The organism is Streptomyces sp. NPDC048258 (assembly GCF_043201995.1).
Taxonomy (GTDB): Bacteria; Actinomycetota; Actinomycetes; order Streptomycetales; family Streptomycetaceae; genus Streptomyces.
Map to the genome: position 1 here is coordinate 179523 of NZ_JBICZH010000005.1, position 22802 is coordinate 202324.

Consider the following 22802-nt stretch of genomic DNA (forward strand, 5'->3'; position numbering starts at 1 on the left):
GGGAACCTCACCCTACGGCGGAGGCTCGGACTCCAAGTCGGCCGGGAGGGCCGCAATTCGGGCACAGGAGTCCACCATCAGCCGCTCCCCGTCGTCGAGTCGGCGGCCGCCTTTCGCCGCTTTGGCCAGGGCCAGGGCCGCCGTCTGTACGGTGAGCGCTCGGGCGGCGAGGTCGAGTTCCGGCCACGGGTCACCGCCGGGCGGGCCGGCCGCCGGGCCGCCGGCGGCGCGGTAGGCGTCGAGGAAGCGCAGCCAGGTGGCCGTGTCGAGCAGCCCGGCGGCGTACCAGGCGGCCGGGCGGGCCAGGTCCCAGGCGGGGGTGCCGAGGCCGAGGTCGTCGACGTCGATGAGGAGCCAGGCCCCTGCCGGGGCGGGACAGCGCACCAACTGCCCCAGGTGCAGGTCACCGTGGCACAGCGTGCCGCCGACCGGGGCGGCCGCTTCCCCGCGCGCCCAGGCCGGCAGGGACCGGGCCGCGGCCCGTACGGCGCCGACGCCGTCGGGATCGCGCCCCAGGGTCTCCGTCCGCGCCAGGCGGTCCAGGGCGCGGGCGAGCTTGGCCGGTCCGCGCATCGGCGGGACCGGGCCGGGGAGCCCCTCGGGCGGTGTCCGGTGCAGGGCGGCCAGGAGCCGGCCGGCCTCTTCCCAGGGCGCGTCCTCGGGGCGCTCCGGGTCGACCGGAGCGCCGTAGGGCCAGAGGGAGACGGGCCTGCCGTGGACGGTTCCGGTCCGGGGGCGCAGGGGTGGCAGCAGCACCCCGGCCAGTGCCGGGTGCCCGGCGATCCGCATCCGTACGGCGAGGGCGTCCCGGTCGGCGTCCTCGGCGTGCGCCTTGGCCACCGCCGCCCCGCAGCGCACCACGGTCCCGTCGTGCCGGTCGGCGAGGACCGCGTACTCCTGGAGGCGGCCGTCCGAGGCCCAGGCCGCGAGGGCGGCGGGCAGCAGCGGGGGACGGCTCACGCGTCGCCCGCCCGGCAGGTCGTCCCGGCGGATGAGCCGCCGCGTGTGTCGTCCCGGGTCATCGGGCCTCCCCTTCTTCCGAGGAGGAGGGTACGGCGACTGCGGAAGGGCGCGAAAAAGGGTGCTGCCCGTACGACTCCCCAGTCGTACGGGCAGCACCCTTCACCTGCCGTCCGCAGCCACTCCCCCGTCCCCACGGGGTGTGACAGAGGCGGATGTCCCGGCCCGGGCCGCTCTCCCGGGCCTGGGGCGCCGCTCAGCGCCCCAGCATCGCGCCCACGGACGACGCCTGCGCCGCCACCTGTTCGAACCCTCCGAAGAGGAAGAGCAGGAGGGCGGCCAGGGGGAGCACCATCGCCGCCGCCACCAGCGGGTGGCGCGTACCGGACTCATGGCCGTTGAACGCGAAAGCCTTGCGTCCCTGCCGTGCGATGTCCGCCATGGTCCTCTCCCTGTCGTTTGGCAGCGGCGGGCTTTTGACCTCGGGGGACGAGTGCGCCACCCGCCGCTTGTCTTCAACACTAGGCGCGCGGAAGGCACCTGGCCTCATGCCCTCGTACCCATTGCCGGGCCTCCCGGAGGATGACGGGGTCACCCCCGCGTACTCCCCTGGGTGGAGACCGCTCCCCCGGCGTCGGGGTCTTCCCGGAGGGGGTCACCGGAGCGTAGTGACTTCGCTCACTTCCGTCACTCCCTGTTCATGCGTGTCCGCCGACGAGGCGCGGCGAAGATCGACTCGCGGCCCGACGGCGTGCGGGCACGGCCGGCCCGGGCGGGAAGGGCGCAGCACTCCCAATCCCCTTGCCCGAAAGGGTGTTTGGTCGGCGCGGTCCACCACCCGCCCCGGCCCGGCGAGATCGCTGAGGCTCCCTCAAGTGTGCTGTGCCGCACTGACAATCGAATCTCCCGGCGAGGGCGCGGCCTCTGAGCGCACATGCCGGATGGTCCGTAAGCTGTGCCACGTCAACAGGACGACCGGTCAGCGGGGTGGACATGGCGATGATGCGGCTCCGGCGCGAGGACCCGCGAGTCGTCGGCTCGTTCAGGCTGCACCGACGGCTCGGCGCCGGCGGGATGGGCGTGGTCTACCTGGGGTCGGACCGGCGCGGTCAGCGCGTCGCGCTCAAGGTCATCCGGCCGGATCTGGCCGAGGACCAGGAGTTCCGCTCCCGGTTCGCCCGCGAGGTGTCCGCCGCCCGGCGCATCCGGGGCGGGTGCACCGCACGCCTGGTGGCGGCGGACCTGGAGGCCGAGCGGCCCTGGTTCGCGACCCAGTACGTCCCCGGGCCCTCCCTGCACGACAAGGTGGCCGAGGAAGGCCCCCTGACGGCCGCGCAGATCGCCGCCATCGGCGCCGCGCTCTCCGAGGGTCTGGTCGCCGTGCACGAGGCGGGGGTCGTCCACCGGGACCTCAAGCCCTCGAACATCCTGCTCTCCCCCAAGGGCCCGCGGATCATCGACTTCGGGATCGCCTGGGCCACCGGGGCGAGCACCCTCACCCATGTGGGGACGGCCGTCGGCTCCCCCGGATTCCTCGCGCCCGAACAGGTGCGCGGCGCCGCCGTCACCCCGGCCACGGACGTCTTCGCCCTCGGCGCCACCCTCGCCTACGCGGCGACGGCGGACTCGCCCTTCGGGCACGGCAGTTCCGAGGTCATGCTGTACCGCGTGGTGCACGAGGAACCCCACCTCGTCGGGGTCCCGGACGCGCTCGCGCCCCTCGTACAGGCCTGCCTCGCCAAGGATCCCGAGGAGCGGCCCAGCACGCTCCAGCTGTCGATGCGGCTCAAGGAGATCGCGGCCCGCGAGGCGCAGGGCCTGTCCGAGGGACGCCCGCCGGCGCAGCGCGCCCGTACGGAGCAGCCGACCGGCCGGCTTCCCGAGGAGTACGCGGAGCGTGCGGAGCGCCGTACCGGCGGCAGCACCACGCCCCGGGCCCAGGGCGAGCCGCAGAGCGGACCGCAGTCGCGGCCCTCGTCCTCCCGCAACCCGCGCGGTGCGGGGGGCCCGTCCTCCCGGCCGACCGCGGGGCGTACGGGCGGCCGCCCGGCGCCCCGTACGACGGGGGCGGGGCGGCGCCCTTCGCGGCCGGACCCGAAGCTGATGCGGCAGCGGCTGATCGTGTTCGTCGTGGTGACGCTGATCGTGGCCCTGGGCATCGCCGCCGCCCAGAAGCTCTGACCCGCTACCCGCTACCCGCTACCCGCTACCCGCTACCCGCCGCCTGCTACGCGCTCTCGCGGCCCTGGGCCACGGCGTAAAAGGCGACGGCGGCCGCGGCCCCCACGTTCAGCGAGTCCACTCCGTGCGCCATGGGGATGCGCACCCACTCGTCGGCGGCGACCAGCGCCTGCGTGGACAGGCCGTCCCCTTCGGCACCGAGCATCAGCGCCACCCGCTCCAGGGACTGGGGGGCGGCCACGTCGATCGGCGAGGCCTTCTGGTGCGGGGTGAGGGCGAGCAGCTTGAAGCCGGCCTCGCGGACCGAGTCCAGGCCCTTGGGCCAGGCGTCCAGCCGGGCGTAGGGGACGGAGAAGACCGCTCCCATGGAGACCTTCACCGAGCGGCGGTAGAGCGGGTCCGCGCAGTCGGGCGACAGCAGCACCGCGTCCATGCCGAGGGCGGCGGCGCTGCGGAAGATGGCCCCGATGTTGGTGTGGTCGTTGACCGCTTCCATGATGACCACGCGGCGGGTGGTGGTGAGCAGTTCCTCGGCCGTGGGCAGCGGCTTGCGCTGCATGGAGGCGAGGGCGCCGCGGTGCACGTGGTAGCCGGTGACGCGTTCGGCGAGCTCCGGGCTGACGGCGTAGACCGGGGCGGGGAGTTCGTCGATGACGTCGCGCATGACGTCGACCCACTTGGCGGAGAGCAGCATCGAGCGCATCTCGTACCCGGCGTCCTTGGCGCGTCTGATGACCTTCTCGCCCTCGGCGATGAAGAGGCCTTCGGCGGGCTCGCGCCTGCGCCGCAGTTCGACGTCGGTCAGACCCGTGTAGTCGCGCAGGCGCGGGTCGTCGGGGTCCTCGACGGTGATGAGATCAGCCACAGGGTGATACTGCCTTGTCCTGGGTGTGGTGCCAACGGCCTGTCAGGCGCTGGTGGTGGGGGACGTCGCGTTGACCGTGACGACCTCGCCGATGACGATGACCGCGGGCGGTCGGACCTCCTGCGCCCGGACGGTCTCGCCGACCGTGGCGAGGGTCGCGTCCACCCGGCGCTGGGTGGCGGTGGTGCCCTCCTGGACGACCGCGACCGGGGTGTCGGCCGCGCGGCCGTGCCGTACGAGCGCCTCGGCGATCAGGCCGATCTTGTCGACGCCCATGAGGATCACCAGGGTGCCGGTGAGCTTGGCGAGCGAGGCCCAGTCCACGAGCGAGCGCGGGTCGTCGGGGCCGACGTGGCCGCTGACCACGGTGAACTCGTGCGCCACGCCGCGGTGGGTGACCGGGATGCCGACGGCGCCGGGCACCGAGATGGAGCTGGAGATGCCGGGGACGACGGTGCAGGGGATGCCGGCCTCGGCGAGGGCCTGGAGTTCCTCCATGCCGCGGCCGAAGACGTACGGGTCCCCGCCCTTGAGCCGGACCACGGCCTTGCCGGCCTTGGCGTGCTCGATCAGGGCGTTGTTGATGGCCTCCTGGGCCATGTACCGGCCGTACGGGATCTTCGCGGCGTCGATGACCTCGACGTGCGGGGGGAGCTCGTCGAGCAGGTCGCGGGGGCCGAGCCGGTCGGCGATGACGACATCGGCCTCGGCGAGGAGGCGGCGGCCGCGCACGGTGATGAGGTCGGGGTCACCGGGGCCGCCGCCGACGAGGGCGACGCCGGGCGTGTGGGGGCGGGCAGCCGTGAGGGTGCCGTCGCGCAGCCCCTCGACGACCGCGTCACGGACGGCGGCGGAGCGGCGGGGGTCGTTGCCGCTCAGCACGGCGACGGTGACGCCCTCCACGCGGCCGGTGGCCGGGGTCCAGGCGGTGGCGGCCTCGGCGTCGTCGGCGCGGACGCACCAGACCCGCTCGCGCTCGGCCTCGGCGGAGGCGCGGTCGTTGGCCTCGCGGTCCCGGGTGGCGATGAGGGCGTACCAGGCGCCGGCCAGGTCGCCGTCCTCGTAGCGGCGGCGCTCCCAGCGGATCTCGCCGGTCTCGGCCATGGCGTCCACGGAGGGGGTGGCGGAGGGCGAGACGAGCAGGATGTCGGCGCCGGCCGCGATCAGCGCGGGGAGGCGGCGCTGGGCGACCTGGCCGCCGCCGATGACGACGACGCGGCGGCCGGCGAGTCGGAGACCGACGGGGTACGCGGGGTGTTCGGCCATGGCGGTGCGGCTCCTGATGCGGCGGTCGTTCTGTCTTGCCGCTGCGGCTTTGGAGCGGCGGTGTGCGGTGTGCGGTGCTGACGTGGGGTTTCTCGTGCGGGTCCACGATACGGCCCTGCGGGGGCGGGGGCGCGGGTCGGGCCCTGCGGGCGGCTTTCCCCACCCCGCACCTTCCCGGAACTGGGGCTCCGCCCCGGACCCCGCGCCTCATCCCGGCGCGGCTGGATGGCGCGCAGCGCCATTTCAGCCTCGCCGGCGTTTGAGGCGCGGGGTCCGGGGCGGAGGCCCGGGAAGGCGCCCCGCAGGGGCTACTTCTCGGTGACGCCCGCGGAGTCGAACGTGGCGACCTCGTGCATCGCGCGGGCCGCGCTCTGGACCAGGGGGAGGGCCAGCAGGGCGCCGGTGCCCTCGCCGAGGCGGAGGTCCAGGTCGACCAGCGGGCGCAGGCCGAGCTTGTTCAGGGCCGCCACGTGGCCCGGCTCCGCGCTGCGGTGGCCCGCGATGCACGCCGACAGGGCCTCCGGGGCGATGGCGCGGGCCACCAGGGCGGCCGCGCCCGCGCTGACGCCGTCCAGGATGACGGGGGTGCGGAGGGAGGCGCCCCCGAGCACGAGGCCGACGATCGCCGCGTGCTCCAGGCCGCCGATGGCCGCGAGGACGCCGATCGGGTCCGCCGGGTCCGGCTGGTGGAGTTCCAGGGCTCGGCGTACGACGTCGACCTTGCGGGCGTGGGTCTCGTCGTTGATGCCCGTGCCGCGGCCGGTGACCTCCGCCGCGTCGACCCCGGTGAAGACCGAGATGAGGGCCGCGGAGACCGTGGTGTTCGCGATGCCCATCTCGCCGGTGAGCAGGGCCTTGTTGCCCGCCGCGACCAGGTCGCGGGCGGTCTCGATGCCGACCTCGATCGCGGCGATCGCTTCCTCGCGGGTCATCGCCGGGCCGGTGGAGAGGTCCGCCGTACCCGGGCGCACCTTGCGCGGGAGCAGGCCCGGCGTGGCCGGGAGGTCGCCCGCGACGCCGACGTCGATCACGCAGACCTCGGCGCCGACCTGGTTGGCGAAGGCGTTGCAGACCGCTCCGCCGCCCAGGAAGTTGGCCACCATCTGGGTGGTGACCTCCTGCGGCCACGGGGTGACGCCCTGGGCGTGCACACCGTGGTCACCGGCGAAGATCGCCACGGCGGCGGGCTCCGGGATCGGCGGCGGGCAGACCCGGGAGAGGCCGCTGAGCTGCGCGGAGATGATTTCGAGCATGCCCAGGGCCCCGGCGGGCTTGGTCATGCGCTTCTGCCGCTCCCACGCCTCGCCGAGCGCCTTCGCGTCGAGCGGGCGGATGCTGGCGACGGTCTCCGAGAGCAGGTCGTGCGGCTCCTCGCCGGGCAGCGCGCGGCGCCCGTACGTCTCCTCGTGGACGACCCACGACAGCGGCCGGCGCTGGGACCAGCCGGCCTGCGCCAGCTCGGGCTCCTCCGGGAACTCGTCGACGTAGCCGACGCACAGGTACGCGACGACCTCCAGGTGCTCCGGCAGGCCGAGCTCGCGGACCATCTCGCGCTCGTCGAAGAAGCTGACCCAGCCGACGCCGAGGCCTTCGGCGCGCGCGGCGAGCCAGAGGTTCTCGACGGCGAGGGCCGAGGAGTACGGGGCCATCTGCGGCTGGGTGTGCCGGCCGAGGGTGTGGCGGCCGCCGCGCGTGGGGTCGGCCGTGACGACGATGTTCACCGGGGTGTCGAGGATGGCCTCGATCTTGAGTTCCTTGAACTGCTTCGCCCGGGCCTTGGGCAGCGAGTTCGCGTAGGCCTCGCGCTGGCGCTGGGCGAGCTCGTGCATCGTCCGGCGGGTCTCGGCGGAGCGGATGACGACGAAGTCCCAGGGCTGGGAGTGGCCGACGCTGGGCGCGGTGTGGGCCGCCTCCAGGACACGGAGGAGCACCTCGTGCGGGATCGGGTCGGTGCGGAAGCCCTTGCGGATGTCGCGGCGTTCGCGCATGACGCGCAGGACGGCCTCGCGCTCGGCGTCGTCGTAGGCGGGAGCCGCCTCGCCCGCGGAGGGCTCGGCGGGTACGGGCTCGGGCTGCGGCTCCGCCTCGGCGGCCACCGGCTCGGCCTCCACCGGGGCGGGCTCGGCAGGGGCGGGCTCGGCCGCGGCGGGCTCCGCCGGAACGGACTCGGCCGGAGCGGGCTCCGCCGGTGCGGCCGGGGCCTCCGCCACGGGCTCGGCCGGGGCGGGCTCGGCAGCCGGCTCCGCGGCCATCGGCACGGGCTGGGCCGGTACGGGGCCGGGCTCCACGGGAACGGCAGCCTCGGCGGCGACCGGCTCGGCGGCGACCGGCTCGGCGGCGACCGGCTGGGGGGCGGCCGGCTCGGGCTGGGCCGCTTCCACGGGCGCGGGCTCGACGAGGGGCTCGGCGGGCTCCGGCGCCTGGACCACCGGTTCCGCAGGGGCGGGCACGGCCTCCGGCTCGGGCTGGGGCTGGGGCTCCGGAGCGATGGCCTCGGCTGCCACGGGGGCCACCGGTACGGCTTCCGGCTCCGGTGCGGCTTCGACGGCCACCGGCTCGGGCGCCGGTACGACGACCGGCTCGGGCGCGGCCACGGGCACGGGCTCGGGCTCGGGAGCCACGGCCGCCGGGGTGGTCTCCGCCACCGGCTCGGGGGCGAACACCGGCGCCGGCGCCTGCTCGGGCTCCGGCGTCCACGGCGCGCCGGCCTGCGGCGGGATCTCGGTCAGCTGCGGCGCGGGGGCGGCTACGGCCCCCGCACGCGGGAGGTCCAGGTACTCGGGGCCGGTGGTCGGCGGCCCCGCCTGGTGGAACGGAACCGGGCCTGCCGGAGCGGCCGGCGCGGGCGTCGCGGCCGGACCGCGGTCCGCGAGGGACCGTACGACTCCGCCGGTGGCCTCGGGCATCGGCGGGCCCATGTGCAGCGGCCGCCGGACCGGAGCGGCCGGGGCGGCGGCAGGGGCCGCGGGCGGCGGTACGACGAGCCCGCCGAGGTCGAGCGCGCCGGAGTCACGGCCGCCCGTCTCGTGGGCGTCGGCGCCGTAGGACGGGAACTCGGGGTACGCGGCGTGCTCCGCGTACGCCGCCGGAACCTCGGGGTAAGAAGGCTCGGCACCGTAGAGCGGGGTCTCGACGGGGTAGGCGGGGGCCTGCGGGACGACCTGCGGGTCGCTCCACGCGCCCTGGCCGCTCGGCATCAGCAGCAGTTCCTCGTCCTCGGGCCCGGCCGGGTCGTCCACGAGGTCCTGGAAGGCGTAGCCGGGGGGAAGGGGCGGCGGGAGCTGGACCGGAGCGGGGATGCCCTGCTGATCCACCATGCCCGCGTTGTCCGGGTGACCCTCGCCCGGGACCTGGCCGGTGTCAGTCATGCGTACCCCTCGCCCATCGGTGTTGCCTCTTCGATCGCCCGGTCGCCCACGAGCCCGCCGTGCGAGTCGCCGTGCGGGGTTGCCGTGCGGCACCCATGCCTCACGTGCGCCTGCGCGACAACCACTAAGCATTGTCGCGCCCGTTAGCCACCGCGGCGGCCATAACCGCCACGGTCCGCTGTGGACTGCGCCACGTCGCGCGTCATCCGGTGTCGTGATGCCCGAATCGTCCTGGGCAGTACGACGATCGGCCAGCCTACCCCGGCCCTCGCGTCAGCGGGTCACGGGGCGTTCGGCGGACAGCAGGAAGACGACGGAACGCTCCTGTTCGGCCCAGGTGCGGGTGTCCAGGCCGACGGACTGGAGCAGCGCGCACTCCACGGCGTACCCGTGTTCGGCGAGCGTGCGGCCGATGGCCTCCGCCTCGTCGCGCGTGGAGGCGTGGCTGACGATCCGTTCGGGGCGGCGGTCGGCGACGGCCGCGACGACCTGGGCTCCCCCGCCGCCGACGCGTACGACGTCGGGTTCGGGCAGGTTCTCCAGTACGTGGGGCGCGCGTCCGGCGACGACCTGGAGCTGCACGCCTCGCTTGCGGGCGGCGGCGGTTACGCGTTCACAGGCACCCGGGTCGGCGTCCACGGCGATGACCGCGGCGCCGAGCGCGGCGGCGTCCACGGCGACGCCGCCGGAGCCGGCGCCGATGTCCCAGACGAGGTCGCCGGTACGGGGGCCGAGCCGGGCGAGCTGTGCGGCGCGCAGCTGCGCGGACTCCCCTTCTCCCGTGTCGGCCTGGGGCCTGGCCCAGCCGCGTCCGGCGGACTGGGACTGGGCCGGGCTCTGGCCGAGCAGCCAGCCCGGTTCGGCTGCCAGGGCCTGTCCGCCACCGCCGATGACGATGACGACGTTCGGGTCGCGCCAGGTGTGGTCGGCGGCCCGGTCGGAGGTGAGGATGCTCACCTGCTCCTTGTCGGTGCCGAGTTCCTCGCAGATGACGAAGGTGCGGTGGACTCCGTCGAGGAGCAGCGCGAGTTCGGCGGGGCCGGCGCCGGGCGAGGTGAGGACGGCGACCTTGCCGTGGGCGCGGATGACGTTGACGGCGCGGCGCAGGGTGCGGGGGTGGGCGACGACGACCTGGGCGTCGTCCCAGGGCATGCCGGCGCGGGCGAAGGCGGCGGCGACGGAGGAGACGGCCGGGACGACCTCGACCTCCAGGCCGTGCTCGGGAGCGCGCAGGGTGCGTACGACTCCGAAGAAGCCGGGGTCCCCGTCGGCGAAGACGACGGCGGTGCCGCGGTGTCCGGCGATGCGGCGGGCGGCGAGTCCGAGGCTGCCGAGGCGGATGCGTTCGGCGGTGGGCGGGACCTCGGGGAGGGCGAGGTGGTGGGCCGCGCCGGCCACGAGGGTGGCGGCGGAGAGCGCGGACCGGGCGGCCGCGGTCAGGGGCGAGCCGTCCCAGCCGATCACCGTGACCCGGTCGGCCATCGTCGTCAGTCTCCTGGGGTGGGGGCAGGCGAAGTTTCGTCGGGAGGGTCGGGCACGGTGAGACTACCTGGTCATCGGGTCATTTCCAGTCGGCGCCGACGGGGTGGCCGGTCGCGTCGGCCCGCTGTCCGTAGGCGGTGTCCGCCGTGTAGGCGTCGTATCCGTCGCCGTAGTCGCCGTACCCCTCCGCGTCGTCGAGGTCCTCGGGGACCAGGCTCCAGACGATGAGGTCGGTGCGGGTGTCGGTCCAGCTGCCGTCGGCCGTCTGCGTGCGCACTATCCACGCGTTGCGCAGGACGCCCTCGCTGATGCAGCCGATCTTCTGGGCCACCTGCTGGGAGGCGGTGTTGTCGGCGGGGGTGCGCAGTTCGAGGCGTTCGAAGCCCTGCTCGCGGAAGAGCCATTGGGCGACGGCGAGTACGGACTCGCTGGCGTAGCCCTCGCCCCTGGCCCAGGGGGCGGTGACGTAGCCGACCTCGGTGGAGCGGGTGCGCCAGTTGGTGTTCTGGAGGTGGACGATGCCGACGAGTCGGTGGGTGAGGAACTCGGTGACGGCGAGGACGAGGCCGCGGCCCTCGGTGCGTTCCGCGTGGGACTGCCGCGTCGCCCAGCCGCGCGCGTCGGCCTGGGTGTACGGGTGCGGGACGGAGGTCCAGGCGGTGACGTTCTCGTCGTTCATCATCTCGGTGAGCGCGGTGACGTCCTCTTCCTCGAAGGGGCGCAGCACCAGCCGGTCCGTGCTGATGGTGACGTCCGGGAAGGTGGTAGTCATGCGCAGCTCCATGCCTGAGACCGTGGTGCGGGACCGTTTGTGCGGGTCGTAGGCCACAGCATGCAGCATCGACCCGGGGATGTGCAGGGCCGGGTTGCCCGCGAGCGGGCAGAGCTCGGCCCCGCGCGCCGACAGGGGCGTGCGGGGCCGAGATGCCTGACCGGAAGGGGTGGCCGGATCCGGCCGGTGGCTCAGGAGGCCGGGGTGCCGAAGGCCGCGACGACCGAGCCCCGGTACTTCTCCTCGATGAACTTCTTGACCTCGTCGGAGTTCAGGAGCTTGGCGAGCTTCTGGATCCGCGGGTCGTCCTGGTTGCCGTCCTTGACCGCGAGGAAGTTGGCGTAGGGGTTGCCCTCGGCCTTCTCCAGCGCCAGCGCGTCCGTGGCGGGCTTGAGGTCGGCCTCGATGGCGTAGTTGCCGTTGATCACGGCCGCGTCGACGTCGGACAGGGCGCGGGGCAGCGTGGCGGCCTCCAGCTCCTTGAACTTCAGGCCCTTGGCGTCGGCGATGTCGGACAGCTTGGCGGTGGTGCCCACGCCGTCCTTGAGGGTGATCAGGCCGTTGTTCGCGAGCAGGTGGAGCGCACGGCCCTCGTTGGTGTTGTCGTTGGGGACGGCGACGGTCTGGCCGGACTTGATGTCCGCCAGGCCCTTGACCTTCTTGGAGTAGAGGCCGAGCGGCTCCAGGTGCACGTTGACGACCGGCACGATTGTGGTGCCGTTCTTCGCGTTGAAGTCGTCGAGGTACGGCTTGTGCTGGAAGTAGTTGGCGTCGACCTGGCCGTCCTGAGTGGCCTTGTTCGGCAGGACGTAGTCGGTGAACTCCTTGACGTCCAGCTTGAGGCCCTCCTTTGCCGCCAGGTTGTCCTTGACGAACTTGAGGATGTCCGCGTGCGGAGTGGGGGACGCCGCCACGACGAGCGCGGCGTTGGTGTCGGTCGTGCCGTCGGCCTTCTTGGCGGCCGGGTCGGAGGAGCTGCCGCAGGCGGTGAGGCCCAGGGCGAGCGCGGCGGATGCGGCGGCGACAGCGGTGAGCTTGATGTTCTTGCGCACGAAGAGTGCCTCTTTCTTGGTGGTGCGAACTACGCCCGAGCACGACAAGTGCGGGCTATGGGGGGAGAAAGTCTGTTCAGGCTGCCCGGCCGCGGCGCGCGAGGAGTCGTACCGCGCCGTCGCCGATCAGCTGGATGGCGGTGACCAGCACGACCAGCACGACCACGGTGGCGAGCATGAAGTCGCCTTCGAAGCGCTGGTAGCCGTAGGTGACGGCCAGGGTGCCGAGTCCGCCGCCGCCGACCGCGCCGGCCAGGGCCGAGTAGCCGATGAGGGCGATGACGGTAGTGGTGAGGCCGGAGATCAGCGAGGGCAGGGCCTGCGGCAACAGCACCTTCCACACGATGGTGGGGATGCCGCCGCCCATCGCCTGGGCGGCCTCGACCAGACCGTGGTCCACTTCGCGGACGGAGGTCTCGACCAAACGGGCGAAGAAGGGGATGGCGCCGACGGAGAGTGGCACGATCATCGCGGTGGGCCCGATGTAGGTGGGCGTGGGGGTCAGGACCCCGATCACCCACGTGGTGACCGGAATCATCCAGATCAGCAGGATGATGAACGGCATCGAGCGGCCGATGTTCACGATCTGGCCGACGACCTTGTTGACGGAACGGTTCTGCAGCAGTCCGCCCTTGTCGGTCAGGACGAGCAGAACCCCGAGCGGCAGTCCGCCGACGATGGTGACCAGGGTGGACCACAGCACCATGTAGAGGGTGTCGTAGGTGCCCTGGGTGAGCAGGGGCTGCATCTCGGACCAGTTCACTTGGCACCATCCTTGACCAGTGCGGCCAGTTCGTCGTCGATCGAGTCGTCGACGACGTCGACCTGGAGGCCCTGCTCCCGCAGGAAGCCCACGGGGACGACGTTGTCCTCGTAGCGGCCGGGCAGTTCGATGCGCATGCGGCCGATCAGGCGGCCGGCCACGGTGTCCATCGCGGCGCCGAGGATCGAGATGTCGATGTTGTACGTCCGCGAGAGCTGCGAGATGACCGGCTGGGCGGCGGCCTCACCGTGGAAGGTGACGTCGACGACGGTCCGGTCGGGGCCGGTGGCGGCGCCGGTGACGGGGAAGAGTTCGCCGGCGAGCTCGGAGCCGGGGGTGGCGAGCAGTTCGGCGACGGTGCCGGACTCGATGATCCGGCCCCGCTTCATCAGGGCGGCCGAGTCGCAGACGGACTTGACCACGTCCATCTCGTGCGTGATGAGCAGCACGGTGAGGCCGAGCTGCTGGTTGAGGTCGCGCAGCAACTGGAGGATGGAGCGGGTGGTCTCGGGGTCCAGGGCGCTGGTGGCCTCGTCGGACAGCAGCACCTTGGGGTCGCCGGCCAGGGCGCGGGCGATGCCGACGCGCTGCTTCTGACCGCCGGAGAGCTGGGTGGGGTAGGCCTTGGCCTTGTCGGCGAGGCCGACCAGGTCGAGGAGTTCCAGGGCCTTGCGGGAGCGCTCGCGGCCGGAGACGCCGAGGATCTCCAGGGGCAGCTCGATGTTGCCCTGGACGGTGCGCGAGGACAGCAGGTTGAAGTGCTGGAAGACCATGCCGATGCGGCTGCGGGCCTCGCGGAGCTCCTTGCCGGCGCGGCGGCCGCGGCCCGCCAGCGCGGTGAGGTCGACTCCGTCGACGCTCACGGTGCCGGTGGTGGGGCGCTCCAGCAGGTTCACGCAGCGGATCAGGGAGGACTTGCCGGCGCCGCTCTGGCCGATGACTCCGTAGACCTCGCCCTCGCGGACGTGGAGGTCCACGCCGTCCAGGGCGGTGACCTCGCGGCCACGGGACTGGTAGACCTTCGTGAGGCCCGATGTGGTGATCACAGGATTTCCGTCGCTGTCGAGTGCACGGCAAAGCGGTGCCGGGCACGGGGCAAACATCTGGGGACGCGATACGGGTCGAAACCGGATGATTCAGCGGTATCGGCGCGTGCGCGGGGCAGGAGCGGTCCGGGACAGATGGACAGGCTCGGCCGGTCTCGCTTCGGGGCGCGAGGCGTGCGGAAGGGGCCCTCAGAAGGCGCGCATTCGACACATACAACGAGCACCGGGCGTCATCGTCGCCTCGGTCGCAGGGGTGCGGCTGCTCGTCGTGGTCATGGGCCCAAGTAAACCAGACATGCCGGTTCACCGATCAACGGTGTCCGGATAGCGGACGGAAACCGACCGCATACCGGACAACGACGGTCCGGCCCGGCCTTCGGTCCCGGTGGTCGGACCGTCCGCTCCGACCTGCGCGGACACGGCCGACAGGTCCCGTACGACCAGGTCCGAGTCGAGTTCGGCGGCGGGGCGCGCTGTGGTCAAGGCCACGGTCCTCGTGCCTGCCGCGCGGCGAGCAGGAAGGGCGCGCCCTTCGGCAGGGCACGTGGCAAGGGGTGCGCGCGTCGGGGCCCTCGGCCCGTAATACCCTCGCTGCATGCTCGACGCCCTGACGGTCGCCATAGGCGTGGCCGCACTCGCCCTCGCCGCCTGGTGCGGTCACGCCGCATGGCGGGACCAGCCGACCAAGGACTGGCACTTCATCGGCATGGCCGTGGTGACCGTACTGGTCCTGGCCCAGCTGGTGATCGGTCTGGTCCAGCTGGGCCGGGGCGAGAAGCCCGACGAGGGCACGGTCATCTTCGTGGCCTACCTGGTGGGCGCCTTCGCGGCGGTGCCGGCCGCCGGGATGCTCTCGCTGACCGAGCGGACCAAGTGGGGCTCGGTGACGGTGGCCGCGGGCGCGGTCGTCCTCGCCGTCCTCGAAGTACGGCTCTACGACATCTGGGGAACCGCCGGTGCCTGACACGACGACCGCCACTCCCGCCGGACGCAAGCGGCTCGTCTCCGGGCCGGGGCTGCTCCTGGTGTGGCTGTACGGGGTGATGGTGGTCGGCGCGGTCTCGCGGTCGGCCTACCAGATCTCCACCGAGTTCGACCGGGCGCCGCTCGCGTACTCGCTGTCCGCGGTGGCGGCGCTGGCCTACGCGTTCATCACGTACTCACTGGTGCGCGGCGGGGAGACGGCCCGCAGGGCGGCGCTCGTCTGCTGCGCCGCCGAGCTGGCCGGCGTCCTGACGGTGGGCACCTGGACCCTGGTGCGCCCGGACGCCTTCCCCGACGCGACCGTGTGGTCGGGCTACGGGATGGACTACCTGTTCATCCCGGTGATCCTGCCGATCACCGGGATGCTCTGGCTGCGCGAGAAGGGTTGGGCCAAGAAGGGTCAGGCCGAGAAGGGTTAGGCGCTGACCGCGAAGTCGGTGTCCTTGGCGTCCTTCTCCAGGATCACCAGCTGCACGCCGTCGGAGGCCGTGCGGCCGCCGACCTGGGTGTAGCCCGCCTTGCGGTAGAGCCGCAGGTTGGACTCGCTCTTGTGCCCGGTGTGCAGGCGGAACCGGGTGGTGGCACTGTCCCCCGCGAGGGCCTCCTCGACGGCGCGCAGCAGGCGCGCGCCGAGACCGTGGCCCTGAAGACGCGGATGGACGCACAGCTTGGCGATCTTCCCGGTGCCGTCCTCGTCGACGCTGCCGCGCACGGTGCCGACGACCTCGTCGCCGAGCCGGGCCACCAGCACGGTGTCCGTCGCCAGCTCGCCCTTGAGGGAGTCCAGGGACTGGGTGAGCGGCTGGATGAGGTAGTTGCCGTACAGCTCGGCCTCCCGCTGGAAGGCCAGGTACTGCAGCTTGAAGATCTGCTCAGCGTCCTCGGCAGCCGCCGCCGAAATGGTCACGCTCATGCCCATGTGCGCATGCCTCCCGCTCACCTGGTTGCCCGTTGGTCTACCGCTCCTTTCCCCGCAGGCCAGGAGCCGCAACCTCTGCAGCCAGCATTCTGCGCAGACATCCCAGGCAACGGGAACGGACGGGCCCCAAACTTCCTTGTGAGATACCCAACTCTCCTGCGATTTCACGGTAAGTGAGGTCTCTGGGCGAAAGAAGTGCCTTCATGAGCTCCGGACAGCGCCCGGGCAATCGGGCGACCGCCGACCGGAGGGCCCGGTTCGCCTCGCCGTGCAGGAGGGCGTCCTCCGGTTCGCCGCCCCCGTCCGCGGGGGCCGCCCCGTAGGGGATCTCGCGCCGGGCGCGCCGCCGCGCGAGCCGGGCCTCGGCGCGCACCGCCCGGCGCAGCCAGCGGGCGCGGCCGTCGGGGTCCGGGTCGCGCGGGCCGCTCTCCAGCAGCCTGACCCAGACGGCTTGTTCAAGGTCGGCCGCGTCCACCCCGGTGCCCGGGGCCTCCGCGGCGGCCTCCGCGGAGAGCAGGGGGCCGAGCTTATCGAAGAGGTCAGCCTTCAGCAGGTCCATGCCGGGCGGGACGAGTGGGGGGGGGGGGGGGGGCGGGGGGGCGCCCCCCCCCCCCCCCCCCCCCCACTCGTTCGGGAAGGTCCGCTCAGCGGTTGACGGGGCGTCGGCCCGGGCGGAAGGCCTCCGCCGCGAGCAGCCCGGTGTCCGGGTTGTCCGTGAAGATTCCGTCGATGCCCTGTTCGAAGTACGTCCGGAAGGCGCCGAAGGCGTCCCCGTACGCGGCCGGATCCGTGCCCTTGCGGTAGTCGGCCGGCAGGAAGCTGTTCTCGTTGCGCGCGGTGTAGGGGTGCAGCAGCAGGCCGTGGGCGTGGGCGTCCTTGACCAGGGTGGTCGGGGCGCCGAGCTTGCCGGCCGCGTCGCGCGGGAGGATCAGGTCCATGGTCGGGCCGATGCCCTGGGCGAAGCCCGCGATCCACTGCAGCCCCTCGGGCTCGACCAGGTCCGCGACCGTACGCGGGTCCTTGGCCTGTTCGAAGTCCCACGGACGGGTGTTCGCCGCGGAGAGCAGGACGACGCGGGGCGCCGACACCAGCCGGGAGAGCCGCTGGATGCTGGAGGGCTCGAAGGACTGGAGGAAGAGGGCGGCGTTCCGGCCGTCGCGCCCGTAGCGGCGCAGCAGCTTCGCGAGGGGCTCCTCCAGGCCGAGGCCCAGCGCCCGGAAGTAGCTGGGGTGCTTGGTCTCGACGTGCAGCCAGACCCGCTTGCCGCGGCGCTTGCCCTCGCGGTCGGCCCAGCGCAGCACCTCTTCGAAGGTGGGCACGGCCCACTGGCCGTCGTAGAGCGTGTTGCGCTGGCGGACGGCGGGGATACGTTCCTTCGCACGCAGGGTCTTGAGCTCGGCGAGGGTGAAGTCCTCGGTGAACCAGCCGGTGACCGAGACGCCGTCCACGGACTTGGTGGTGCGGCGGGAGGCGAACTCGGGGTGGTCGGCGACGTCGGTCGTGCCGCCGATCTCGTTCTCGTGGCGGCACACCAGGTGCCCGTCGCGCGTCGGGACCAGGTCCTGCTCGATGACATCGGCGCCCAGGTCGAGCGCGAGCTGGTAGGAGCCGAGCGTGTGCTCCGGCCGGTAGCCGCTGGCCCCGCGGTGGCCGATCACCGTGGGGTGGGGGAGGTCGCGGAAGCCTCCCTCGCCGTGGCCCGCCTCCGAGGCCGCGGCGGTTCCCGCGGCCAATCCGGTGATTCCGGTACCGGCCGCCAGGACCGCCGCCCCCAGGACCGTGCGCCGCGCTGCCCCACCCTGTGTCATGAGTGCCACTCCCCGTTGTGAAAAGGCCCGAATCTGCGTGCCGATCGTAGGCAAGAGGGCATGTCTGGAGGGCCAGCACACGGAGAACATGGCGGAAACGTGCGTCAACACTGCGTATCCGTCGTGTGAACCCGATGTGCGATCAGAGCTGACCCGCGAGTATCGTCCTCACCTGCACTACCGCTCTGTGGTGGGTGCGAGAACCGCTTTTCGATGCCGGAGGGCCCACGTTGTTCCGTACGCGCCTCATCAAAGCCACTGTCGGACCGGTCATGCGCCTGATGTTCCGCACCCGTGTGGAGGGCATCGAGAACATCCCGGGCACCGGACCGGTGATTTTGGCGGGCAACCACCTCACCTTCATCGACTCCATGATCCTTCCGCTGGTGTGCGACCGTACGGTCCACTTCATCGGCAAGGACGAGTACGTGACGGGCAAGGGCGTCAAGGGCCGCGCGATGGCCTGGTTCTTCACCGGCGCCGGCATGATCCCCGTCGACCGTGACGGTGCCAACGGCGGGGTCGCGGCCCTGATGACCGGTCGCCGGATCCTCGAAGAGGGCAAGATCTTCGGCATCTACCCGGAGGGCACCCGCTCCCCCGACGGCCGGCTCTACCGCGGCCGCACCGGCATCGCCCGCCTGACCCTGATGACCGGCGCCCCCGTGGTCCCGTTCGCGATGATCGGCACCGACAAGCTCCAGCCCGGCGGCGCCGGGATGCCGCGCCCGGGCCGGGTCACCGTCCGTTTCGGCGAGCCGATGGAGTTCTCCCGCTACGAGGGCATGGACCGCGACCGGTACGTGCTGCGCGCGGTCACCGACTCGGTGATGGCCGAGGTCATGCGGCTCTCGGGCCAGGAGTACGTGGACATGTACGCCACCAAGGCGAAGGCGGCCTGAAGCCGTTCCACTATCGCTGGAGTGACCGGCTGACGCCCGCCGCGGTCGTCGTGGCGAGGACCCAGCCGGTCACGATCAGCACGTACGACAGCCACTGGTACCAGCCGCTCGGCGCGAAGGCCCCCTCCTGGCCGAAGCCGATGATCGGCAGCATCAGGTCGATCGTGTAGAACACCGGGTTGAATTCCGGCGCCTCCCCCGTCTTGAGCTCCCTCGGCGGGTGGAAACCGTACGCGGTCGTCCCCGTCAGCAGCAGCGCCAACAGCCAGACCGCGGCGCGCAGCGGCCGGAAACCGTAGCCGACGGTGGCGTCCTGGAGCAGCCCCCAGAGCCTGGCGTGCCGGGGCAGGGTGCGCCGGTGCCGGCGCAGTTTGGCGAGCTGGACGGTCCGGGCGGCCGCCTCGTCTCCCGCCGTACGGTAGGCGGCGGCGAGCTGCTCGTAGGCGTACGGGAGGTAGCCGGACTCCTCGCGTTCCAGGGCGGGCAGCCGCTCCTCGGCGGGCAGGTGCGGGGCGAGGGTGCGGTAGGTGAGGCCGTCGATGCGGATCTGCTCGGGCCAGGTCTCGGTCGGCACGTGCAGCAGGTCGAACTGGGAGCGGCGCAGGCTCACCACGCCCTGGATCGTGTCGCAGGAGCTCAGCCACACCTCGCCGACGACGCAGCTGGAGGCGCGCAGGGCGACCCCGTCGGGGTTGCTGAAGGCGGCGCGGCCGAGGTAGAGCTGGCCCGGTATGCGGGAGCCCGTGAGGTTGACCAGGCCGTGGGCCTCCAGTCGATGGCCCCGCAGATCGGTGCCGACGGTCAGGTTCTCGGCGTGCAGCGCGATGCCGCCGGGGGCCAGCAGGCGCGAGTCGTTGAGGTTGATCTGGCCGCCGACCGTGGTGCCGTTGATCCGGGTCTGGCCGTGGACGGTGAGTTCCATGGCGATGACGTCGGTGCCTATGTCGGCGTGGCTGACCTGGAGCGGGGGCTCCGGGGTCTCTTCCGCCGCCTCCTCACCGGTCGGCGGAGCGCCGATGACCGCCCGGCGCAGGAAGAGGCCGCCGGCTATCCGGGCCCCGGCGAGCCGGACGGGTCCGGTGATCCGGCAGCAGGACAGTTTGAGCGCGACGTCGACGCGGACGGTGTCCGCGGTCAGACCGGGGAGGGTGGAGTCGTTGGCCACGAAGACCCGCAGCTGGGCTCCGTAGAGCAGGGGCTTGCGTTCGAACCAGCAGGCGCGCAGCCGGATCGGGTGCTCGACGACGGCGTACTTGAGGTTCAGCTTGCCGGTGATCCGGGCGCCCCTGATGTTGAGCCCGGCGACCTGTCCCTCGGCGTTGGGGCCGCTCAGGAGCAGGGCGGTGAGCACCTCGGCGCGTACGGTCCGCTCGGGTCCCCAGGTCTCCCCCGTGGCTCCGGTCTCGTCGGGGCCCTCCCGGAAGTCGACGCCCTCACCGCGCGGGAAGGAGTCCCATACGCGGCGCTCCGCCGGGGTCAGATCGTTGATCTCCATCGCCGGGATGGTGTCCCGCGGTTCGACGAACTGTCAACTCCGGCCGGGACACCACCTCCTGGTGGGACGTCAGTGCTCGATGCCGCCCTGGAGCTTCTGCCCCTTGAGCAGGAACCAGGCCGCCCCGGCGGTGGCCAGCAGCACGGCCGCGCCGACGCCGGAGGCGAGCCTCAGCCCGTCGACGAAGGCCTCCTGGGCGGCGCCGACCATCACCTCGGCGGTGTGCGGATCCAGCGACCTGGCCACCTCGACGGCCCCGCCGAGGGATTCGTGGGCGGCGTCGGCGACGGGTGCGGCGACGGAGGCCGGGGCGGTGAAGCCCTGGTAGACGCCGGTCACGACGGAGCCGAGCAGGGCGATCCCGAGGGCGGCGCCGAGTTCGTACGCCGTCTCGGAGACGGCCGAGGCCGAACCGGCCTGCTCCTTGGGCACGCTGGAGAGGATGACGTCGGCGGTGACGGTGAAGGAGAAGCCGGCGCCGAGGCCGACGGCGAGCAGGGCGGCGCCGAGCAGCGGGTAGCCGGTCTCCTTGTGGATCACGGTGAGCACGGCGAGGGCCAGGCCGATGGCGGCGAGGCCGCCGGCGACGACGGACCGTACGGAGTACCGGCGGGCGTACCGCCCGGCGACCAGGCCGGTGACCACCGCGCCGATGGCGGCGGGCAGTTCGGCCAGCCCCGCCTCCAGCGGGTCGCGGCCCTGGACGAGCTGGAGGAACTGGGAGAGGAAGAAGACCAGTCCGGAGAGGCCGAAGACGGTGAGCAGGTCGGCGAGGACCGCGCCGGAGAAGCCGCGGTGCTTGAAGAGCCGCATGTCGAGCAGCGGCGACGGCAGGGTGAACTGGCGGCGCACGAAGGCGTACAGGCACCCGGCGCCTATGACGGCAGCGGCCCAGACGCCCCAGGTCGCGCCGTGGGTGGCGACCTCCTTGACGGCGTACACGACGCCGATGACGCCGACGAGGGAGAGGCCGACGCTGACCAGGTCCCAGGGCCCGGCGACCGGGTTCCTGGACTCGGGCAGCAGCTTGATGCCGACGATGACCAGGGCGGCCATCACGGGCAGGTTGATGAGGAAGACCGAGCCCCACCAGAAGTGCTGGAGCAGGGCCCCGCCGACGACCGGACCCACGGCCGCGCCGGCGGAGGCGGTGGCGCCCCAGATGCCGATGGCGAGGCTGCGTTCCCGGGGGTCGTGGAAGATGTTGCGGATCAGCGCGAGGGTGGACGGCATCAGGGTCGCGCCGGCCACGCCGAGCAGGGCACGGGCGACGATCATCATCTCGGGGCTGGTCGCGTAGGCGTTGAGGACGGAGACGGCGCCGAAGGCGGTGGCGCCGGCCAGGAGCAGCTTCTTGCGGCCGATGCGGTCGCCGAGGGAGCCCATGGAGACGAGCAGTCCGGCGATGACGAAGGAGTAGATGTCGCCGATCCACAGCAACTGGGTGCCGGACGGCTTGAGGTCCTCGGAGAGGGACGGGGTGGCGAGACCGAGTACGGTGGCGTCCACCGCGACCAGCAGCACGGCCAGCACCAGCACGGAGAGCGCCAGCCAGCGCCCGGGGCTCCTGCCTTCCGTCCCCGTCTGCCGGTCGAGCTGTTCGGTCCTGCTCATCACTCCACACTCCGTCGTGCGCCACCGAGCAGCAGCTCGATGATCATGTATTGGAAGTCCTTGGCCGCGACCCGGCCGTCCATGACGGCCCAGGCGCAGGTGCCGATGAGGCCGTAGAGGGCCTCCGTGAGCCAGGCGGGGCTCAGGTCGATCCGGATGTCGCCCTCGGCCTGGCCGCGCCGGAAGAGCGCGCCGACGCGGGCGTCGAGGCGGGCCCAGCCCTCGTTGACCTGGTCGCCCTCGAACAGCTGGTTCTCGGTGACGAGGAAGGCCAGCAGCTCCGCGTTGGGCTCGGTCTCGGCGACGAGCCTGCGCAGCGCGTCGACCGCGCTTCCTTCGTCCAGGCAGGCGTTGTCGAAGGCCATCTCGAACTCCCGGATGCCGAGTTCTTCGAGGGCCCGTACGAGGGCGTCGCGCCCGGCGAAGTGCCGGTGGAGCGTCGCGCGCCCGATCCCGGCGGCGCGGGCGACCTCGTCCATCGTGGCGGTCGACTTGCGGGAAAGCAGGGCGGCCGCGTCGCGGAGCACCTGGTCACGATCCATGGCCATGAGACAAGCATAACCCGAATGAGACTTCAATGTCTCATTCGATCGACAAATGAGCTGCACGCGGGCAGCCTGAAAGGAATCCTGCAGAGATGAAGCCGATGAAGCCGCTGCTGTTGATCGACGTCGACGGACCGCTGAACCCCTACGCGGCCGAGGCCCATCGCCGCCCCGAGGGCTACACGACCCACCGGATGCGCCCGACGGGCTGGACGCAGGCCGAGAGCGCGAAGCCCCTGCGGGTCTGGCTGAACCCCGGCCACGGTGCGGAGCTGCTCGCGCTGGCGGACGCGTACGAACTGGTCTGGGCCACGACCTGGAAGGACGAGGCCAACGACTGGATAGCCCCGCACCTGGGCCTGCCCCGGCTCCCCTTCATCGACTGGCCGGTGATGCACGGCCGGGCGCCGCGCGGCACCTTCTGGAAGACCCAGTACATCCTGGAGTACGCGGGCTCCCGGCCCTTCGCCTGGATCGACGACGACATCACGGCCATGGACCACGAGTACGTCGACCAGCTGCACCCGGCGCAGGCGCTGCTGCTGCGCGTCGACGAGCGGATCGGGCTGACCCGGCCCGACTTCGACGCGCTGGCGGACTGGGCGGCGTAGGCGCCGCGTCGGCCGCGCCGGGGGAGGCCGCGCGCCGACAGGGACGGGCCGTTCTCGATCACCACCGTCTGCCGGCACCCCCGCACGCCGGAGGGGCGGGGGGGGGCCCCGGGGCCCCCCCCCCCCCCCCGGGCCCGGGGCGCCGGGGGGGGGGGCCCCCCCGGCGGCC

Annotated in this window: 22 protein-coding genes; 5 read left to right on the forward strand and 17 right to left on the reverse strand. The window is 72.8% G+C overall.

The features are described 5' to 3' along the window. Positions 1-12: 12 nt before the first annotated feature. Both ACGFYQ_RS14545 and ACGFYQ_RS14550 read right to left on the reverse strand, forming a co-directional pair. Positions 13-945 carry a phosphotransferase gene (locus ACGFYQ_RS14545; RefSeq protein WP_393744037.1) on the reverse strand — a complete coding sequence of 311 codons (933 nt, stop codon included), beginning with the start codon at positions 943-945 and terminating at the stop codon, positions 13-15. Between the two features lie 271 nt (positions 946-1216). Continuing rightward, entirely contained in the window at positions 1217-1402 is a 186-nt protein-coding gene (locus ACGFYQ_RS14550; RefSeq protein WP_328924772.1) for a hypothetical protein, read from the reverse strand. A gap of 551 nt (positions 1403-1953) precedes the next feature. Between ACGFYQ_RS14550 and ACGFYQ_RS14555 the strand changes: the two genes are divergently transcribed. Then, positions 1954-3141 carry a serine/threonine-protein kinase gene (locus tag ACGFYQ_RS14555; RefSeq protein ID WP_393743625.1) on the forward strand — a complete coding sequence of 396 codons (1188 nt, stop codon included), beginning with the start codon at positions 1954-1956 and terminating at the stop codon, positions 3139-3141. 46 nt (positions 3142-3187) lie between these two features. On the opposite strand, the gene ACGFYQ_RS14560 is transcribed toward ACGFYQ_RS14555, so the two are convergent. The 9 genes from ACGFYQ_RS14560 to ACGFYQ_RS14600 form a co-directional block, all read right to left on the reverse strand. Beyond that, positions 3188-4006 (reverse strand): TrmH family RNA methyltransferase, encoded by an 819-nt coding sequence (locus ACGFYQ_RS14560; protein ID WP_393743627.1) that lies wholly within the window; start codon positions 4004-4006, stop codon positions 3188-3190. A gap of 42 nt (positions 4007-4048) precedes the next feature. Next, positions 4049-5272 (reverse strand): uroporphyrinogen-III C-methyltransferase, encoded by a 1224-nt coding sequence (gene cobA / locus ACGFYQ_RS14565; protein WP_393743629.1) that lies wholly within the window; start codon positions 5270-5272, stop codon positions 4049-4051. Between the two features lie 308 nt (positions 5273-5580). Next, on the reverse strand, positions 5581-8640 hold the full coding sequence (gene cobT, locus ACGFYQ_RS14570) for a nicotinate-nucleotide--dimethylbenzimidazole phosphoribosyltransferase (RefSeq protein WP_393743631.1): 3060 nt from the start codon (positions 8638-8640) through the stop codon (positions 5581-5583). A gap of 273 nt (positions 8641-8913) precedes the next feature. Further along, positions 8914-10122 (reverse strand): precorrin-6y C5,15-methyltransferase (decarboxylating) subunit CbiE, encoded by a 1209-nt coding sequence (gene cbiE, locus ACGFYQ_RS14575; protein WP_393743633.1) that lies wholly within the window; start codon positions 10120-10122, stop codon positions 8914-8916. Positions 10123-10201: 79 nt separating this feature from the next. Continuing rightward, positions 10202-10894: a GNAT family N-acetyltransferase gene (locus ACGFYQ_RS14580; RefSeq protein ID WP_393743635.1), complete on the reverse strand. Its 693-nt coding sequence runs from the start codon at positions 10892-10894 to the stop codon at positions 10202-10204. Positions 10895-11085: 191 nt separating this feature from the next. After that, positions 11086-11946: a MetQ/NlpA family ABC transporter substrate-binding protein gene (locus ACGFYQ_RS14585; RefSeq protein ID WP_393743637.1), complete on the reverse strand. Its 861-nt coding sequence runs from the start codon at positions 11944-11946 to the stop codon at positions 11086-11088. 76 nt (positions 11947-12022) lie between these two features. Beyond that, complete coding sequence (locus tag ACGFYQ_RS14590) at positions 12023-12709, reverse strand: methionine ABC transporter permease (protein ID WP_393743639.1); 687 nt, start codon at positions 12707-12709, stop codon at positions 12023-12025. Then, the gene (locus tag ACGFYQ_RS14595; protein WP_393743641.1) at positions 12706-13755 is read right to left on the reverse strand and encodes a methionine ABC transporter ATP-binding protein; all 1050 of its coding nucleotides are present in this window, start codon (positions 13753-13755) and stop codon (positions 12706-12708) included. The genes ACGFYQ_RS14590 and ACGFYQ_RS14595 overlap by 4 nt, the downstream gene beginning before the upstream one ends. A 303-nt stretch (positions 13756-14058) precedes the next feature. Next, positions 14059-14238, reverse strand: coding sequence for a hypothetical protein (locus ACGFYQ_RS14600; protein WP_393743643.1), 180 nt, complete (start codon positions 14236-14238; stop codon positions 14059-14061). A 112-nt stretch (positions 14239-14350) separates the two neighbouring features. On the opposite strand from ACGFYQ_RS14600, the gene ACGFYQ_RS14605 reads away from it, so the two are divergent. Together ACGFYQ_RS14605 and ACGFYQ_RS14610 are read left to right on the forward strand one after the other, a co-directional pair. Continuing rightward, on the forward strand, positions 14351-14719 hold the full coding sequence (locus ACGFYQ_RS14605) for a hypothetical protein (RefSeq protein ID WP_393743645.1): 369 nt from the start codon (positions 14351-14353) through the stop codon (positions 14717-14719). Continuing rightward, positions 14712-15158, forward strand: a complete 447-nt coding sequence (locus tag ACGFYQ_RS14610) for a hypothetical protein (RefSeq protein ID WP_393743647.1) — start codon at positions 14712-14714, stop codon at positions 15156-15158. Before ACGFYQ_RS14605 ends, ACGFYQ_RS14610 begins: the two co-directional genes overlap by 8 nt. Here ACGFYQ_RS14610 and ACGFYQ_RS14615 read toward each other — a convergent pair. The 3 genes from ACGFYQ_RS14615 to ACGFYQ_RS14625 all read right to left on the reverse strand — a co-directional run bounded on the left by ACGFYQ_RS14615 (position 15155) and on the right by ACGFYQ_RS14625 (position 17466). Continuing rightward, entirely contained in the window at positions 15155-15658 is a 504-nt protein-coding gene (locus ACGFYQ_RS14615; RefSeq protein WP_393743649.1) for a GNAT family N-acetyltransferase, read from the reverse strand. The genes ACGFYQ_RS14610 and ACGFYQ_RS14615 overlap by 4 nt on opposite strands. A gap of 37 nt (positions 15659-15695) precedes the next feature. Then, positions 15696-16217, reverse strand: coding sequence for a sigma-70 family RNA polymerase sigma factor (locus tag ACGFYQ_RS14620; RefSeq protein ID WP_393743651.1), 522 nt, complete (start codon positions 16215-16217; stop codon positions 15696-15698). 85 nt (positions 16218-16302) lie between these two features. Then, positions 16303-17466: a glycerophosphodiester phosphodiesterase gene (locus tag ACGFYQ_RS14625; protein ID WP_393743653.1), complete on the reverse strand. Its 1164-nt coding sequence runs from the start codon at positions 17464-17466 to the stop codon at positions 16303-16305. A gap of 272 nt (positions 17467-17738) precedes the next feature. On the opposite strand from ACGFYQ_RS14625, the gene ACGFYQ_RS14630 reads away from it, so the two are divergent. Then, a complete protein-coding gene (locus ACGFYQ_RS14630) occupies positions 17739-18368 on the forward strand; it encodes a lysophospholipid acyltransferase family protein (protein ID WP_393743655.1) in 630 nt (209 codons plus the stop codon). Between the two features lie 10 nt (positions 18369-18378). Here the strand turns inward: ACGFYQ_RS14630 and ACGFYQ_RS14635 are convergent, their stop codons facing one another. The 3 genes from ACGFYQ_RS14635 to ACGFYQ_RS14645 form a co-directional block, all read right to left on the reverse strand. Continuing rightward, complete coding sequence (locus ACGFYQ_RS14635) at positions 18379-19863, reverse strand: membrane-associated oxidoreductase (RefSeq protein ID WP_393743657.1); 1485 nt, start codon at positions 19861-19863, stop codon at positions 18379-18381. Between the two features lie 69 nt (positions 19864-19932). Then, positions 19933-21477 (reverse strand): MFS transporter, encoded by a 1545-nt coding sequence (locus tag ACGFYQ_RS14640; RefSeq protein ID WP_393743659.1) that lies wholly within the window; start codon positions 21475-21477, stop codon positions 19933-19935. Beyond that, positions 21477-22025, reverse strand: coding sequence for a TetR/AcrR family transcriptional regulator (locus ACGFYQ_RS14645; protein ID WP_393743661.1), 549 nt, complete (start codon positions 22023-22025; stop codon positions 21477-21479). Before ACGFYQ_RS14645 ends, ACGFYQ_RS14640 begins: the two co-directional genes overlap by 1 nt. Before the next feature lie 98 nt (positions 22026-22123). Here ACGFYQ_RS14645 and ACGFYQ_RS14650 point away from each other — a divergent pair, with 98 nt between their 5' ends. Continuing rightward, positions 22124-22633, forward strand: coding sequence for an HAD domain-containing protein (locus ACGFYQ_RS14650; RefSeq protein ID WP_393744039.1), 510 nt, complete (start codon positions 22124-22126; stop codon positions 22631-22633). The last annotated feature ends 169 nt before the right edge of the window (positions 22634-22802 follow it).

Bases quoted from the DNA above. Each gene is read 5' to 3' on its own strand.
- ACGFYQ_RS14635 (WP_393743657.1), bottom strand. From the start codon at position 19,863: ATGGAGATCAACGATCTGACCCCGGCGGAGCGCCGCGTATGGGACTCC.
- ACGFYQ_RS14620 (WP_393743651.1), bottom strand. From the start codon at position 16,217: ATGGACCTGCTGAAGGCTGACCTCTTCGATAAGCTCGGCCCCCTGCTC.
- ACGFYQ_RS14625 (WP_393743653.1), bottom strand. From the start codon at position 17,466: ATGACACAGGGTGGGGCAGCGCGGCGCACGGTCCTGGGGGCGGCGGTC.
- ACGFYQ_RS14630 (WP_393743655.1), top strand. From the start codon at position 17,739: ATGCGCCTGATGTTCCGCACCCGTGTGGAGGGCATCGAGAACATCCCG.
- ACGFYQ_RS14640 (WP_393743659.1), bottom strand. From the start codon at position 21,477: ATGAGCAGGACCGAACAGCTCGACCGGCAGACGGGGACGGAAGGCAGG.
- ACGFYQ_RS14645 (WP_393743661.1), bottom strand. From the start codon at position 22,025: ATGGCCATGGATCGTGACCAGGTGCTCCGCGACGCGGCCGCCCTGCTT.
- cobA (WP_393743629.1), bottom strand. From the start codon at position 5,272: ATGGCCGAACACCCCGCGTACCCCGTCGGTCTCCGACTCGCCGGCCGC.
- ACGFYQ_RS14580 (WP_393743635.1), bottom strand. From the start codon at position 10,894: ATGACTACCACCTTCCCGGACGTCACCATCAGCACGGACCGGCTGGTG.
- ACGFYQ_RS14550 (WP_328924772.1), bottom strand. From the start codon at position 1,402: ATGGCGGACATCGCACGGCAGGGACGCAAGGCTTTCGCGTTCAACGGC.
- cobT (WP_393743631.1), bottom strand. From the start codon at position 8,640: ATGACTGACACCGGCCAGGTCCCGGGCGAGGGTCACCCGGACAACGCG.
- cbiE (WP_393743633.1), bottom strand. From the start codon at position 10,122: ATGGCCGACCGGGTCACGGTGATCGGCTGGGACGGCTCGCCCCTGACC.
- ACGFYQ_RS14605 (WP_393743645.1), top strand. From the start codon at position 14,351: ATGCTCGACGCCCTGACGGTCGCCATAGGCGTGGCCGCACTCGCCCTC.
- ACGFYQ_RS14615 (WP_393743649.1), bottom strand. From the start codon at position 15,658: ATGGGCATGAGCGTGACCATTTCGGCGGCGGCTGCCGAGGACGCTGAG.
- ACGFYQ_RS14555 (WP_393743625.1), top strand. From the start codon at position 1,954: ATGGCGATGATGCGGCTCCGGCGCGAGGACCCGCGAGTCGTCGGCTCG.
- ACGFYQ_RS14650 (WP_393744039.1), top strand. From the start codon at position 22,124: ATGAAGCCGCTGCTGTTGATCGACGTCGACGGACCGCTGAACCCCTAC.